The following is a 14,437-nucleotide window of genomic DNA, read 5'->3' on the forward strand; positions in this document are numbered from 1 at the left end:
GCGGCGGCGCCACGAAAAAGCCCGGCACGGGGCCGGGCGTTCCCGGATCAGGCGATCGCCCGGCTCAGCGCTGCGCGGCGGGCTGCACGATGCGCGAGCCGATCACCTTGCCGCTCGCATCGAGCGTGCGCTCCACCACGTTGCCCGCCTGGTCGACCACGCGCTGCACGGTCTGCCCGGTGGCGTTCACCGTCGAGGACAGCACGCTGCCCGGCTGCAGCGCCTGGCCGGCCACCGTGCCGACCGTGTTCACCGCATTGTTGGCGACGCCGCCCACCGTGCCGACGGTGCGGTCGACGACGCCACCCGGACGGATCGCGGTGTTGGCCACGCCGCCGACGGTACCGACCGTCTTGTCCACCGAGTCGAGCAGGCGCGTGAGGATCTGCGGATTGCGGTCGATCGTGGTGAGCGTGCGGTCGATGATGTCGCGCACGTTGTCGAGCCGCACGATGAGCTGCGCCTGCGCCTTGACGCCCTTGATCTGGATGTTGACGCGCTCGATGCCGACATCCGCGCCGGCATTGAGCGAGAGCAGGTTGGCGAGCCGCGCATTGAGCGCGATGTGCGCCTCGAGGTTCTGCACGTCGATCTTGATCTCGTCCACCGAGAGGTTCGGGATGTCGAGGAAGACGTCCGGTGCATCGCCGTTCGTGCCGCGGTAGCCGAGGTTCGGCGTGGCGGTGCGGCTCACCGGCGCGACGTTGCGGTCGACGGACGCGACCTGCGGGCTCGCCGCCGATGTCGACTGGGCGAAGGCCGCGGGCGCGGCGGCGAGCATCAGCGCGCAGGCGAGCGCGCGGCGAACGGGTGCGGTCATGGAGCGTCCTCGGGGGTGTCGTTCGGGGGAGAGGCGGGTGCGGGCGTGCCGACCTGCAGCTGCGCATCGGCCTCGATCGACGGATCGAGCAGCGTCGCGCTGATGGTGGTGTGCACGGTGATGTCGCGGAATGTGCGCCCGATCGGCACCGGCAGCGGCAGGCCGCCGCGGCCGACCTCGTGGCGACGCACCACGTTCGGCCCGCCGGTGATCGTCACCGAGGCCTTCGGCGGCCCGGCGAAGCGGATCGAATCCATGTGCAAGGTAGCGCCGAATTCGATGTCGGGCCGGACGGGGGCCGGGGCCTGCGCGGCCGCGGTCGACGCTGCACTGCGTGCGTCCGCGTCGGTGTCGGTGGACGCGGTCGCGACCTGCGCGGCGGCCTGCGGCGCGGCAAGGACGCCCGCGAGGCCGATCGCCAACGGATGCAGGAAGGCTCGGATCACGCGCGCTCGCCGGACGGGGGAGCGCAATCTAGCAAGCGGCGGTGTAGGGCATGTCACCGATGGACAGCGCGTCCGCCGACGTCGGGGCACCGCGCCGCTCGTGGCGCTGCCGCAGCGCTCAGCCCTTCGGCATGAGCCGCAGGAGGCGGCCGCCCGCGCCGTCCTCCAGGACGTAGAGCTGCCCGTCGGGCCCCTGCTCGACCTCGCGGATGCGCCGGCCCATCGGATAGCGCGCGGCCTCGCGCCCGGTGTCGCGGTAGAACTCGATGCGCACCAGCGCCTGCGAGGCGAGCCCGCCGATCAGGCCATGCCCGCGCCACTGCGGGAACGCACCGCCGGTGTAGATCACGAAGCCGGCCGGCGCGATCACCGGCGTCCACGTGGACTCGGGCGCGTTGAGGTCCGGCCGCGTGACGTGGTCGGGGATGTCGGCGCCGCCGTAATGGCTTCCGTTGGAGACGAGCGGCCAGCCGTAGTTGCTGCCGCGCTCGATCAGATTGAGCTCGTCGCCGCCCTCGGGGCCCATCTCGTGCGTCCACAGCTGGCCCGCGGCGTCGAAGGCGATGCCGAGCAGGTTGCGGTGGCCGTAGGACCACGTCTGCGCCGCGACGCCGCCGCGATCGACGAAGGGGTTGTCCGACGGCGTGCGGCCGTCGTCGAGCAGGCGCACGACCTTGCCGAGCCCGCTGGCGAGGTCCTGCGCGGGGTCGAGTTTCTGGCGGTCGCCCGAGGTGATCCACAGCATGCCGTCCGGGCCGAAGGCGATGCGGTGCGAGAAGTGGCCTTCGCCGGTGACCTTAGGCGTCTGCGTCCAGATCAGGCGGCGGTCGGCGAGGCTCGCACCGCTCCCGCTGAAGTCGATGCGGTAGCGCGCGACCACCGCACCGCGCGTGCTGTTCGGACCGGCCTCGACATGGCTGAGGTAGACGTAGCGATTGGTCGCGAACTGCGGATGCAGCACGACGTCGCCGAGGCCGCCCTGCCCGCCGTAGGCGACCGCCGGCACGCCGGTGACGTCGACCGCGGCGCCGCCGAGCGTCACCAGCTTGAGCTGGCCCTTCTTCTGCGTGACCAGCGCGCGGCCGTCGGGCAGGAACGTCATCGCCCACGGCTCGTCGAAGGTGGCGAGCGCCTGCGGAGTGAACGGCGCGGGCTCGTCGACCCGGCGCAACGCAGGCGTCGTGCGCCCGGTCGACGGCGCGACGGCGATCGCGCCGGCCTGCGGCAGGAGACGCTCGGCGGCGGACGCCACGCGCGCCTGCCCGTCGACGGCCTCGGTGCGCGACGCGCTGGTGGAGGCGCCGCAGCCGGCGGACAGGCCGAGCACGCAGGACAGGAGCAGCAGGCACGGGCGCATGGGCGTCTCTCCGCACGCGCCGCGGTGCCGGCGCGATGGGCGGACTCTAAGCCAGGCGCCGTAAACCGGCGTCAGCGCGGGCGACGCCGCGCCGGCCGCGGGCCACACGCCGTCGTACCGTGCCCGGCGGCGCGGGCGTGCACGGCGGTGCGAGGCGCGTCGGTCGAGGCGCCTCGCGCTGGTCCCTCAGGGCCAGCGCGGCGGATTCGCGACCCAGGCGGCCTGCACCTCGGCGAGGGTGGCGCGCTCGGCATCGGTCCACGCCGGCAGGAGCTCGGCATAGCGCGCGGGCGTCGACCACTGGCCCGGCTCGGTGCGCACGGCGGCGGCGTACCAGCGGACCGCCTCCTCGCGCTGGCCGGTCGACCACAGCGCGATCGCGAGCGTGGTCGGGGCCCAGCCGGGGGCCCCGCGCGCGACCAGGTCGCCCCAGTGCTTGAGCGCGGCGGCGGCATCGCCCGTGCGGTAAAGGTCCCAGCCGTAGTTCCACTTCACGGGACGCCACAGCGAATGGCTCGCGTCGATCTGTGCAAGCGCCGATTCGTAGAACTGGCGGCCGACCTCGACGCGGCCGCCCCGCATGGCGAAGTGGCCGAGCTGGGCGCGCTCGAGCGCCGCATCGGGGCGTCTTTCGACGGTGCGCGTCAGACGTTCGACGCCTGCGTCACTGCGGTCCTTGAGTTCGAGGATCGGGCGGTGCACGGCGGCATCGGCGTCGAAATAGAACTCGACCTGGCGCGGGAGCGCCACGGCGGTCGCGGAACACAGCGCGGACGCCGCGAGGAGCGCGGCGAGCAGGGGAATGCGGTGCATCGGGGGAGACCTCGTCGTCCTTGGACGGGCCGGACGCAGCCCGCCGTCGTCGCCGAATGGAGCAAGAGCGATGCCAAGGCGGTCGTCCATACGCTAACGCACGGGGCCGAATGGCAGGCGCTGCTACAATTCCGGGGCTCTGCACGGCGTTTTCCGGGCCCCGCCGCCCGATCGTCCCGCCTGCAGCCTCCGACCGCCACCCCGCGGCCTGCCGGCCGCGACGGAGCCCCTCGCATGTCCAGCACCGCCGAACTCACCTCGCCCGCGTCCGCGGACGTCGCGCTCACCCGTGGCGTGACCGACCCCGACTACACGCTCGACCACAAGTACTCGCGCGTGCAGGGCCGGATCTACCTGTCCGGCGTACAGGCGCTGGTGCGGCTGCCGCTGATGCAGCGCCTGCGCGACCAGGCCGCCGGCCTCAACACGGGCGGCTTCGTCTCCGGCTACCGCGGCTCGCCGCTCGGCGGCTTCGATCTGGAGCTGTGGAAGGCGAAGAAGCACCTCGCCGAGGCGGGCGTGAAGTTCACCCCCGGCCTCAACGAGGACCTCGGCGCGACGATGGTCTGGGGCACGCAGCAGACGACGCTGTTCCCGGGCTCGAAGGTCGATGGCGTCTTCGGCATGTGGTACGGCAAGGGCCCGGGCGTGGACCGCTGCGGCGACGTCTTCAAGCATGCGAACGCGGCCGGCACGTCGAAGCATGGCGGCGTGCTCGCGCTCGCCGCGGACGACCATGCCTGCCGCAGCTCCACGCTGCCGCACGGCTCGGAGCACGAGTTCGTCTCCGCGCTGATGCCGGTGCTCAATCCCGCCGGCGTGCAGGACATCCTCGACATGGGGATGCTCGGCTGGGCGATGTCGCGTTACACGGGCCGCTGGGTCGGCTTCAAGACGATCGCCGAGACCGTCGAGTCGTCGGCCTCGGTCGATGCGAACCCGCTGGCGCTCGACATCGTCATGCCCGAGGACTTCGACATGCCCGTCGGCGGCCTCAACATCCGCTGGCCGGATCCGCCGCTGGAGCAGGAGATGCGCCTGCACCAGTACGCGGTCAAGGCCGCGCAGGCCTTCGCACGCGCGAACCGCCTCGACCGCGTCGTCATCGATTCGCCGAATGCGCGCCTGGGCATCATCACGACGGGCAAGTCCTACCTCGACGTGCTGCAGGCGCTGGAATACCTCGGTCTCGACGCGCGCGCCTGCGCGGACCTGGGCATCCGCGTCTACAAGGTCGGCATGACCTGGCCGCTCGAGCCCGTCGGCCTGCGCGCCTTCGCGCGCGGCCTGTCCGACATCCTCGTGGTCGAGGAGAAGCTGTCCTTCATCGAGAGCCAGATGAAGGAGCAGATGTACAACTGGCCGGAGCGCCCGTCCGTGGTCGGCAAGTACGACGAGAGCGGCGAGTGGATCCTGCCGTCGACGTCGGAACTCACGCCCGCGCGCATCGCCCGCGTGATCGCGCGCCGCATCCAGCGCTTCCATGATTCGGCACACATCCGCGACGTGCTCGCGTGGATGGAGCAGAAGGAGTCCGAGCTCGCCCTGCCGCGCGCCGCGTTCCCGCGCGTGCCCCACTACTGCTCGGGCTGCCCGCACAACACGTCGACCGTCGTGCCCGAAGGGTCGCGCGCGCTCGCGGGCATCGGCTGCCACTACATGGTCACGTGGATGGACCGCAACACCGACACGTTCACGCACATGGGCGGCGAAGGCGTGACGTGGGCGGGCCAGGCGCCGTTCACGGAGACGGAGCACGTCTTCCAGAACCTCGGCGACGGCACCTACTTCCACTCCGGCTCGCTCGCGATCCGCCAGGCGATCGCCGCCGGCGTCAACATCACCTACAAGATCCTCTACAACGACGCGGTCGCGATGACGGGCGGCCAGCCGGTCGACGGCACGCTGTCGGTGCCGCAGATCGCGCACCAGGTGCGTAGCGAGGGCGTGCAGACGATCGTGCTGCTCTCGGACGACATCGAGAAGTGGAGCGACAGGTCGATCTTTCCCGCGGGCGTCGAGTTCCTCGACCGTCGCGAGCTCGACGCCGTGCAGCGCCGCCTGCGCGAGATCAAGGGCGTGTCGGTCCTGATCTACGACCAGACCTGCGCGACCGAGAAGCGCCGTCGCCGCAAGCGCGGGAAGATGGTGGACCCCGCCAAGCGCGTGGTCGTGAACTCGCTGGTCTGCGAAGGCTGCGGCGACTGCGGCAAGAAGTCGTTCTGCGTCTCCGTGCTGCCGAAGGAGACCGAGTTCGGGCGTAAGCGCGACATCGATCAGTCCAACTGCAACAAGGACTTCTCCTGCACCGAAGGCTTCTGCCCGAGCTTCGTGACGGTGGAAGGCGGCAAGCTGCGCAAGCAGAAGCCGTCCGGCGCGAAGGATCGCCTCAGTGACCTGCCGATGCCGCATCTGCCCGCGCTCGACCGGCCCTGGAACATCCTGATCACCGGCGTCGGCGGCACGGGCGTGGTCACCATTGGCGCGTTGCTCGGCATGGCCGGGCACCTGGAAGGCCGCGGCGCGAGCGTGCTCGACCAGACCGGCCTCGCGCAGAAGGGCGGTGCGGTCACCACGCACATCCGCATCGCCAACCAGCCGTCCGACATCCATGCCGTGCGCATCGCCGCGGGCGAGGCCGACCTCGTGCTCGGTTGCGACATGGTGGTCGTCAACGACTACTGGGCGCTGTCGAAGGTGCGTGCGGGCCGCACGTCCGTGGTGCTCAACAGCTACGAGGCGATGCCCGGCACGTTCACCACCCGCCCGGACATGCAGTTCCCGGCCGACGGCATCGTCGAGGCCGTGCGACGCGCGCTCGATGGCGGCGAACCGTACGTGGTCGACGCGACGCAGCTCGCCACCGCACTGCTCGGCGACGCGATCGCGACCAACCTCTTCATGCTCGGCTACGCCTGGCAGCGCGGGCTGGTGCCGATCTCGTTCGAGGCGCTGATGCGCGCGATCGAGCTCAACGGCGCGGCGATCGAGATGAACAAGACCGCGTTCGCCTGGGGCCGCCTCGCGGCGATCGATGCGCGTGCCGTCGCCGAGGCGGCGGGCCTCGCCCCGAAGGCCGCCGCGAAGGGCGTGCTCGAGCTCCCGATGCTCGCGCCGGGCGAATGGGAAGGCCACGAGGCCGGCGGCCCGACCGTGCCGCGCGTGCTGGCAGACCAGGACGATCTGCGCCATGTGCCGTCGCACTCGGACGACGGCGTGATCGCGATGCCGCTCGACGATGCGCGCCTGTCGCGCTCGCTCGACGAGGTGATCGCGCGTCGCGTGAAGTTCCTCACCGACTACCAGAACGCCGGCTACGCCAAGCGCTACGCGGACTTCGTGGCGAAGGTACGCGGCGTCGAGGAAACGAAGGCGCCGGGCAGCACCGATCTCACCGAGGCGGTGGCGCGCTATGCCTTCAAGCTGATGGCGTACAAGGACGAGTACGAAGTCGCGCGCCTGTACACCAGCGGCGAGTTCAGGCGCAGGCTCGAGCAGCAGTTCGAGGGCGACTTCAAGCTGCGCTTCCACCTCGCACCGCCGATGCTGTCGAAGAAGGATGCACAGGGCCGCGGCGTCAAGAAGGCCTATGGCCCGTGGGTGTTCACGGCCTTCCGCGTGCTGGCCAAGCTCCGGTTCCTGCGCGGCACCGCGCTCGACGTGTTCGGCAAGACGCACGAGCGCCGCACCGAGCGCCAGCTGATCGAGGACTACTTCCGCACCGTCGAGGCGCTGCTGCCGAAGCTCGATGCCGGCAACGTCGACCTCGCCGCGCAGATCGCGTCGATCCCGGAGCAGATCCGGGGCTACGGACACGTCAAGGAAGCGCACCTGGAGAAGGCGAAGGCCCGCGAGGCCGAGTTGCTGCGCGAATGGGCGAATCCGCTGCGGATCCTGCAGGTCGCCTGATCGGAGCACCCACGAAAAGCCCCGCTTCGGCGGGGTTTTTCCGTTGTGGCGCGCACGCGTGCGGTCGAGGGCGGCATGACCTGACGGCAGCGACGGACGGCACACTGGGTGCTTCGTGCCTCACCCCGTGTGCCCATGCCGTGCGTTGGATAGGCTGACCTGGCCCCAGGAGAGCCCATGAAGACCATCCCGACCATCATTGCATGCGCCGTACTCGCCGTCCTGTCGTCGAGCGCCTGCACACCTCCGGCGCAGGCCGGCGAGCGCGCGCTCGTGCCGTTCCGCAGCGAGGCGCAATTCCGTGGCTGGATCGCGGACGCGGAGGCACGCGCCGAGCGCGAGGCGAAGCGCCGCCGTGCCGCCTACGCCCCGGTGCCGACCGCGGCCGTTCCCCCGCCCGCGCCCCCGCCCTCCGTCGCACCCGCGGCCACCGCGCAGGCGGAGTCCGCCGACAACCTCGACCGCGTGCAGGTGACCGGCACGCGGATCACCGCGGAGGACGTGGCGGGCAGTCCCGCCGCCGATGGCATCACCAACGTCCAGACCCAGGGTGTCGACGAGGGCGGCATCGTCAAGAAGCAGGGCGACTTCCTGGTCGTGCTGCGCCGCGGCCGCCTGTTCACCCTGCGCATCGGCGGTGACCGCCTCGAGCCGGTCGCGACCGTCGACGCCTTCGGCCCCGGCATCGATCCGGACGGCGCCTGGTACGACGAGATGCTGGTCAGCGACGACACCGTCGTGGTGATCGGCTACAGCTACGACCGCGGCGGGACCGAGATCGGCCTGTTCGACCTCGACGCGCGCGGCGGCCTGCGCCATCGCGCCACGCACCACCTGCAGGGCAATGACTACTACTCCTCGCGCAACTACGCGAGCCGTCTCGTGGGCGACACGCTGGTGTTCTACACGCCGGTCGACCTGTATGCCGACGACGACGGCGTGCGCCTGCCCGGCCTGCGCCGTTGGAACGGCCGCACCGACGCCGCATTCGAGCGGCTCCTGCCGGCTCAGCGCATCTACCGCAGCGGCCTCGCGCTCGATCCGGACGACGCCGTGCTGCACACCGTGGTGACTTGCGACCTCGCGGCGAGGGCGCTCGACTGCGACGCGACCGCAGTGCTCGGCCCGTCGAGCCGCGAGTTCTACGTCGCCGGCGACGCCGTCTACGTCTGGACCACACGCGAGGACGTCGACGGCGCGGCGCCCGATGCCGCGATCTTCCGCATGCCGCTCGACGGCACGGCCCCGCGCGCACTGCGCGCCTGGGGTGCGCCTGTCGACCAGATGGCCTTCCTCGAGCGCGACGGCTGGCTGCACGTGCTGGTCGGCGACGAGAACCGCCGGGGCATGTGGGCGGCCGAGGCCGACCACGGGCGCCCGGCGCTGCTGCGCGTGCCGGTTGCGACATTCGGCGATGCGCGCGCGACGGCCACGCGCCGCCACTATCGCCTGCTCGATGGCGACCTCGGCTGGGGCACGCAGAACCGGTACGTCGGCGACTGGCTGATCTACGGCGGGCAAGGCGGCGCCCACGCGGTGCGCTATGCGACGCGCGAGCCGGTCGTGCCGCTGCGGCCCACGCATGCGCTCGAGAGAATCGAGGCGCTCGGGGAGGATGCGCTGCTGGTCGGCGGCGACGGCGCCGACCTGCGCTTCACCTCGGTCGACCTCGGCACCACGGCACGCCTCGCCGATGTCTACACGCAGCCCGGCGCGCGCCAGGGCGAGAGCCGCACGCATGGTTTTTTCTATCGCCCGCGCAGCAGCGAGGACGGCGTGCTCGGCCTGCCCATCCAGCGCGGCGAATCCGAAGCCTCGGTGCTCTACCTGCGCAATCGCAGCCTTGCACTGTCGCCGCTCGGCCGCCTCGACGCGCGGCGCGATCCGCGCCACGCGGACGACGGCTGCCGTGCGAGCTGCGTCGACTGGTACGGCGATGCGCGCCCGATCTTCATCGGGGATCGCGTCTTCGCGCTGCTGGGCTACGAGCTCGTCGAGGGCCGCGAAGTCGACGGCCGCATCGTCGAGCGACGGCGCCTCGACTTCAGCCCGGGCGTCGCGATCGCCCGCTGAGCAAAAAAAGGCCCGCCTCGCGGCGGGCCCTCCACCCTCCCCGATCCGGGAGGCTCCGAGTCTTCAGCGCGCGTCGACGTGTGCGGCCACGGCCTCCGCGGCGTTGCCCGCTGCGGCCACGGGGCGCAGATCGTCGCCCATCTCGCGGCCGGTCACCCAGTCGACCGGCACGGTGTCACCGGGCGAGAGCACGCGCGCGCTGTGGGTCGTCTCGTCGGCGACCACCACGGTCATGTCGAGGTCGGTCACCTGGAACAGCGCCTTGGCGAATTCGAGCGGCAGGCGCACGCAGCCGTGCGAGGCGGGACGCCCCGGGATCGCGCCCGCGTGCAACGCGATGCCGTCCCAGGTCAGCCGCTGCATGTAGGGCATCGGCGCATTGTTGTACTTGTTGGAGAAATGGCGCTCGCGCTTCTGCAGGATCGGGTAGACGCCGGGTGGCGTCTCATGCCCCGGCTTTCCGCTGCTGATCGTCGAGCGGCCGATGCGCACGCCGCCGCGGTACACGTGCGCCATCTGCTCGGGCAGGCTGACGACGACCACGACGGGCCCGGTCGCGGACACCTCGGGCGTCCATTCGTACTGGCCCGGCCTCAGGTCGCGCGCCGCTTCGACGGCTGCAGGGGCATCGTCGTCGGCGCGGGCGATGCCGACGGTGCCGAGCGCGAGCGCGGTGGCGGCGGCGAGATGGAGCGCGGTGCGCCGCAGCGCCGCGTACGGATCGGTCTTCGCGAGGGTCGTCTTCATGGCTCACGACGCTAGCGATCGCCGCATCAGGGCGCGCTTGACCAAGGCGACCGCGCGCTTAACGAAACCGTGGAAAACGCGGTCGAATGTGCACGGGCGTTGATCCGCGCTGCATGTCGCGTGCTCGCCGCTGAACGCATGCGTCGAGCGGCCCTTGTCGTCGCCTCCACGAACGCGTGCTTCACTGCGATCACCCCCATGCGATGGAGCGATGCCATGGCACGCTGGCCCGGCTGGTCCGATGACGACACGCTCCTGCTCGCCCTCGACGACGCGCCGCCCGCGCAATCGGTCGAGATCGACGGCCGACGCTTCCAGCCCAAGGACGAACTCCACGTCACGCTCGTCGGGCGTGCCTTGGGCGCGGAGCTGCGTCGCGCGCTCGGCGGCCGGCTCGAGGCCGCGACGCGGCCGGCCTTCGAGGCGCTCGACTGGTCGCACGCCTACACCGGCGAGCGTCGCCTGATCGAGGCCTCGTGCACCGGCGACGACGGCAGGCGCGGCCCGGTCGCCTCGATCATCGAGCTCGTCGAGCTTCCGGCCCTGCCCTTTTTCCATCGCTGGCTCGGCGAGCTGCTCGGTCGCCAGGTCGCGGTGCCGCCGCCGCACGTCACGCTGTACACGCACGGCCGCGCCAGGGGGATCGGGCTCGCGACGCCGCGCCTGCTGCGCGCGCGGACGCGCCGCGTGCTCGACGCCGCGGAGGCGTAGCCCGTCTCACCGCGGTCTGGGTCTCACAGGCTGCGACGTCGATCCGGCCCAATCCGCTCCGTCGACACGAGGAGCGGACATGGCGAACGGGCTGGTGGCGCAGGATCCCGAGGCGGGTGCAGCGAACGGCGATGCCGCATCGATGTTCCCGACCGCACTCGCGCCGCGAAGCGAGCGCCGCGACGGCGCCGGCCTCACCCAGGCGCTGGCGCGCCGCTACGGCGATCGCATCACCGGCCACTTCTCGATTCCCGGCCGCGACGGCCGCTATGCGGAACTGCCGGCCGACGTACCGGCCGCGCTCGCCGGTGCGCTGAAGTCGCGCGGCATCGAGCGGCTCTACAGCCACCAGGCCGAGGCCTGGGCCGCCGCGCGGCGCGGCGAGCATCTCGTCGTCGTCACCCCCACCGCCTCGGGCAAGTCGCTCTGCTACACGCTGCCGGTGGTGACCGCGGCCATGGAGCGCGGCGCGAAGGCGCTGTACCTGTTTCCCACCAAGGCGCTCGCGCAGGACCAGGTCGCCGAGCTGCTCGATCTCTCTCGCGCCGGTGATCTCGGGCTCAAGGCCTTTACCTTCGACGGCGATACGCCCGGCGATGCGCGGCAGGCGATCCGCCTGCACGGCGACATCGTGGTGAGCAATCCCGACATGCTCCACCAGGGGATCCTGCCGCACCACACCAAGTGGGCGCAGTTCTTCGAGAACCTTTCGTTCGTGGTGATCGACGAGGTGCATACCTATCGCGGCGTGTTCGGCAGCCACGTCACCAACGTGCTGCGCCGGCTCAAGCGCATCTGCGCGTTCTACGGCGCGAATCCGCAGTTCATCCTGTGCTCGGCCACGATCGGCAATCCGCAGCAGCATGCGGAAGGGCTGATCGAGGCGCGCGTCACCGCGATCACCGAGTCGGGCGCGCCCACCGGCGACAAGCACGTGCTGCTGTGGAACCCGCCGGTGGTCAATCCGGACCTCGGCCTGCGCGCAAGCGCCCGCTCGCAGAGCAACCGCATCGCGCGGCTCGCCATCAAGTCGGGCCTGAAGACGCTGGTGTTCGCGCAGACGCGGCTGATGGTCGAGGTGCTGACCAAGTACCTCAAGGACGTCTTCGACAACGATCCGCGTAAACCTGCGCGCATCCGCGCGTATCGCGGCGGGTATCTTCCGACCGAGCGCCGCGAGGTCGAGCGCTCGATGCGCGCCGGCCACATCGACGGCATCGTCAGCACCTCTGCGCTCGAGCTCGGCGTGGACATCGGCGCGCTCGACGTGGTGATCCTCAACGGCTATCCCGGCTCGGTCGCTGCCACGTGGCAGCGCTTCGGTCGCGCGGGCCGCCGGCAGCAGCCTTCGCTCGGCGTGATGGTGGCCAACTCGCAGCCGCTCGACCAGTACGTCGTGCGCCATCCCGAGTTCTTCATCGAGGCATCGCCCGAACATGCGCGCATCGCGCCGAACCAGCCGCTGATCCTGTTCGACCACATCCGCTGCGCGGCGTTCGAGCTGCCGTTCGTGGCGGACGAGCGTTTCGGCCCGATCGAGCCGGAGCTGTACCTCGAAGCGCTCGCCGAGAGCGAGGTGGTGCATCGCGAGGGCGACCGCTGGGAGTGGATTGCCGACAGCTATCCCGCGAACGCGGTGTCGCTGCGCTCGGTCGCGGACGGCAACTTCGTCGTCGTCGACCGCACCGACGGCCGCCAGCAGATCATCGCCGAGGTCGACTACTCCGCCGCCGCGCTCACGCTCTACGAAGGCGCGATCCACATGGTGCAGTCCACGCCCTACCAGGTGGAGCGCCTCGACTGGGAGGGCCGCAAGGCCTACGTGACGCGCACGTTCGTGGATTACTACACCGACTCCATCGACTACACGAAGCTCAAGGTGCTCGCGGAGTTCGACCGCGGCACCGCCGGCGACGGCTCCGCGCACCACGGCGAGGTGCACGTGGTCCGGCGCGTGGCCGGCTACAAGAAGATTCGCTACTACACGCACGAGAACATCGGCTACGGCCCGGTCACCCTGCCCGACCAGGAGCTGCATACCACCGCGGCCTGGTGGCAACTGCCCCAGCCGCAACTGCTGGCCTGGTTCGCCTCGCGGCAGGATGCGTTGGATGGCTTCCTCGGCGCCGGCTACGCGCTGCACGTGGTCGCCACGCTCGCGGTGATGGCCGATGCGCGCGACCTGCAGAAGGCGGTCGGCAACGGCGACGGCGCGTGGTTCGCCACGAGCGATGCGAACGGGCGCGGGCAGGTCCGCGGCGGCGAAGGACAGGAGCTCGCACCCTTCGAGCTGCAGCAGTTCGTGCCGACGATCTACCTCTACGACAACTTCCCCGGCGGCGTCGGGCTCAGCGAGCCGCTGTGGACGCGCCAGGCCGAACTCGTGCAGCGCGCCGTGGAACTCGTCGAGCGTTGCGACTGCCGTGCGGGCTGCCCGGCGTGCGTCGGCCCGGTGCTCGCCGGCGACGAGGAGCGTGATGCGGCGGCCTCGCCGAAGGCGCTCGCGCGCCGCGTGCTCACGCTGCTCGCGCGCGGCCGCGAAGCGCTCGAGGCCGAGGCGTCGGCGCGCGCACTGGAGCGCGACGCATGACGCTCACCCTCGATCGCCTGCGTGCGCTCAAGCGCCAGGCGGGCGCGACCGACGCCGCGCCACCGACCGCCTCATCGGTGCCGTCCGCGCTGCGCGAGCCACCGGTCGTGTCGGCCGCTGCCGTCGCACCGTGGGATGCCGTGCTCGCGACGGATGCGAAGTCGGTGCCGACCGCCCCGCCCCACGCCGGCGCCGGCGCTGCGCGCGATCCGGCCGCGACCGACGCCCTGCGCCGGCTGCTCGGCCTGCGCGAGCGCGGACCCGCGCCCGCACGTGCACGTTCGCGCGATCGGTCGCTGCCCGGTACGGAGATCGACGAGGGGCTGTGGCTGATCGAATCCCGCGTGGTGCGCACGCCGCCCGATCTTCCGCTGCCGCTCGCCTTCGCGCGCCGCGACGGCCACGTCGACGCGCACGACCTGCTGTTCTTCGACACGGAGACCACCGGGCTCGCCGGCGGCACCGGCACGCGCGCCTTCATGATCGGCGCGGCTGACTGGTTCGACGGCGCGCTGCGCGTGCGCCAGCTGCTGATCGCGAACATGGCCGCCGAGCGCGCGATGCTGCGCGAGTTCGCCTCGTGGCTCGCGCCGTCGACGGTGCTCGCGAGCTACAACGGCCGCAGCTACGACGCACCGCTGCTGCGCACGCGCTATCGCCTTGCGCGACTGCCCGACGCCCTGCACGGGCTCGACCACCTCGACCTGCTGCATCCCTCGCGCCGCCGCTGGCGGGGGCGTTGGGAAAACTGCCGGCTCGCGACCATCGAGCGCGAGGCGCTGCGCATCCTCCGCGAGGACGACCTGCCCGGCTCGCAGGCGCCTGCGGCCTGGCTGTCGTTCCTCCGTGGCGGGGCTTCGACCAACCTGCGGCGCGTCGCCGAGCACAACCGTCAGGACGTCGCAACGCTCGCTGAGCTGATGTTGTGCCTGTGCGATGAACGGCCTGAACGGTCTTGACGCCCCGACGAC

At 71.4% G+C, this 14,437-nt stretch carries 10 protein-coding genes; 5 read left to right on the plus strand and 5 right to left on the minus strand.

The window, feature by feature from the left end:
- Positions 1–64: 64 nt before the first annotated feature.
- The 4 genes from ACYVJJ_RS10530 to ACYVJJ_RS10545 form a co-directional block, all read right to left on the minus strand.
- Positions 65–820 (minus strand): hypothetical protein, encoded by a 756-nt coding sequence (locus ACYVJJ_RS10530; protein ID WP_460833396.1) that lies wholly within the window; start codon positions 818–820, stop codon positions 65–67.
- Positions 817–1,266, minus strand: a complete 450-nt coding sequence (locus tag ACYVJJ_RS10535) for a hypothetical protein (RefSeq protein ID WP_460833398.1) — start codon at positions 1,264–1,266, stop codon at positions 817–819. The genes ACYVJJ_RS10530 and ACYVJJ_RS10535 overlap by 4 nt, the downstream gene beginning before the upstream one ends.
- A 118-nt stretch (positions 1,267–1,384) precedes the next feature.
- On the minus strand, positions 1,385–2,623 hold the full coding sequence (locus ACYVJJ_RS10540; protein WP_460833399.1) for a PQQ-dependent sugar dehydrogenase: 1,239 nt from the start codon (positions 2,621–2,623) through the stop codon (positions 1,385–1,387).
- A 186-nt stretch (positions 2,624–2,809) separates the two neighbouring features.
- Entirely contained in the window at positions 2,810–3,436 is a 627-nt protein-coding gene (locus ACYVJJ_RS10545; protein ID WP_460833401.1) for a tetratricopeptide repeat protein, read from the minus strand.
- A gap of 234 nt (positions 3,437–3,670) precedes the next feature.
- Here ACYVJJ_RS10545 and ACYVJJ_RS10550 point away from each other — a divergent pair, with 234 nt between their 5' ends.
- Both ACYVJJ_RS10550 and ACYVJJ_RS10555 read left to right on the plus strand, forming a co-directional pair.
- A complete protein-coding gene (locus tag ACYVJJ_RS10550) occupies positions 3,671–7,345 on the plus strand; it encodes an indolepyruvate ferredoxin oxidoreductase family protein (RefSeq protein ID WP_460833402.1) in 3,675 nt (1,224 codons plus the stop codon).
- Between the two features lie 177 nt (positions 7,346–7,522).
- A complete protein-coding gene (locus ACYVJJ_RS10555) occupies positions 7,523–9,418 on the plus strand; it encodes a beta-propeller domain-containing protein (protein ID WP_460833404.1) in 1,896 nt (631 codons plus the stop codon).
- Between the two features lie 63 nt (positions 9,419–9,481).
- On the opposite strand, the gene ACYVJJ_RS10560 is transcribed toward ACYVJJ_RS10555, so the two are convergent.
- Positions 9,482–10,165, minus strand: coding sequence for a L,D-transpeptidase family protein (locus ACYVJJ_RS10560; protein ID WP_460833406.1), 684 nt, complete (start codon positions 10,163–10,165; stop codon positions 9,482–9,484).
- Positions 10,166–10,381: 216 nt separating this feature from the next.
- On the opposite strand from ACYVJJ_RS10560, the gene ACYVJJ_RS10565 reads away from it, so the two are divergent.
- From ACYVJJ_RS10565 to ACYVJJ_RS10575, 3 genes are all read left to right on the plus strand, one after another.
- Positions 10,382–10,876: a hypothetical protein gene (locus tag ACYVJJ_RS10565; protein ID WP_460833408.1), complete on the plus strand. Its 495-nt coding sequence runs from the start codon at positions 10,382–10,384 to the stop codon at positions 10,874–10,876.
- A gap of 142 nt (positions 10,877–11,018) precedes the next feature.
- Complete coding sequence (locus tag ACYVJJ_RS10570) at positions 11,019–13,466, plus strand: DEAD/DEAH box helicase (protein WP_460833551.1); 2,448 nt, start codon at positions 11,019–11,021, stop codon at positions 13,464–13,466.
- Positions 13,463–14,425 carry a ribonuclease H-like domain-containing protein gene (locus ACYVJJ_RS10575; RefSeq protein ID WP_460833410.1) on the plus strand — a complete coding sequence of 321 codons (963 nt, stop codon included), beginning with the start codon at positions 13,463–13,465 and terminating at the stop codon, positions 14,423–14,425. Before ACYVJJ_RS10570 ends, ACYVJJ_RS10575 begins: the two co-directional genes overlap by 4 nt.
- The last annotated feature ends 12 nt before the right edge of the window (positions 14,426–14,437 follow it).

The organism is Lysobacter humi (ex Lee et al. 2017), assembly GCF_054781815.1.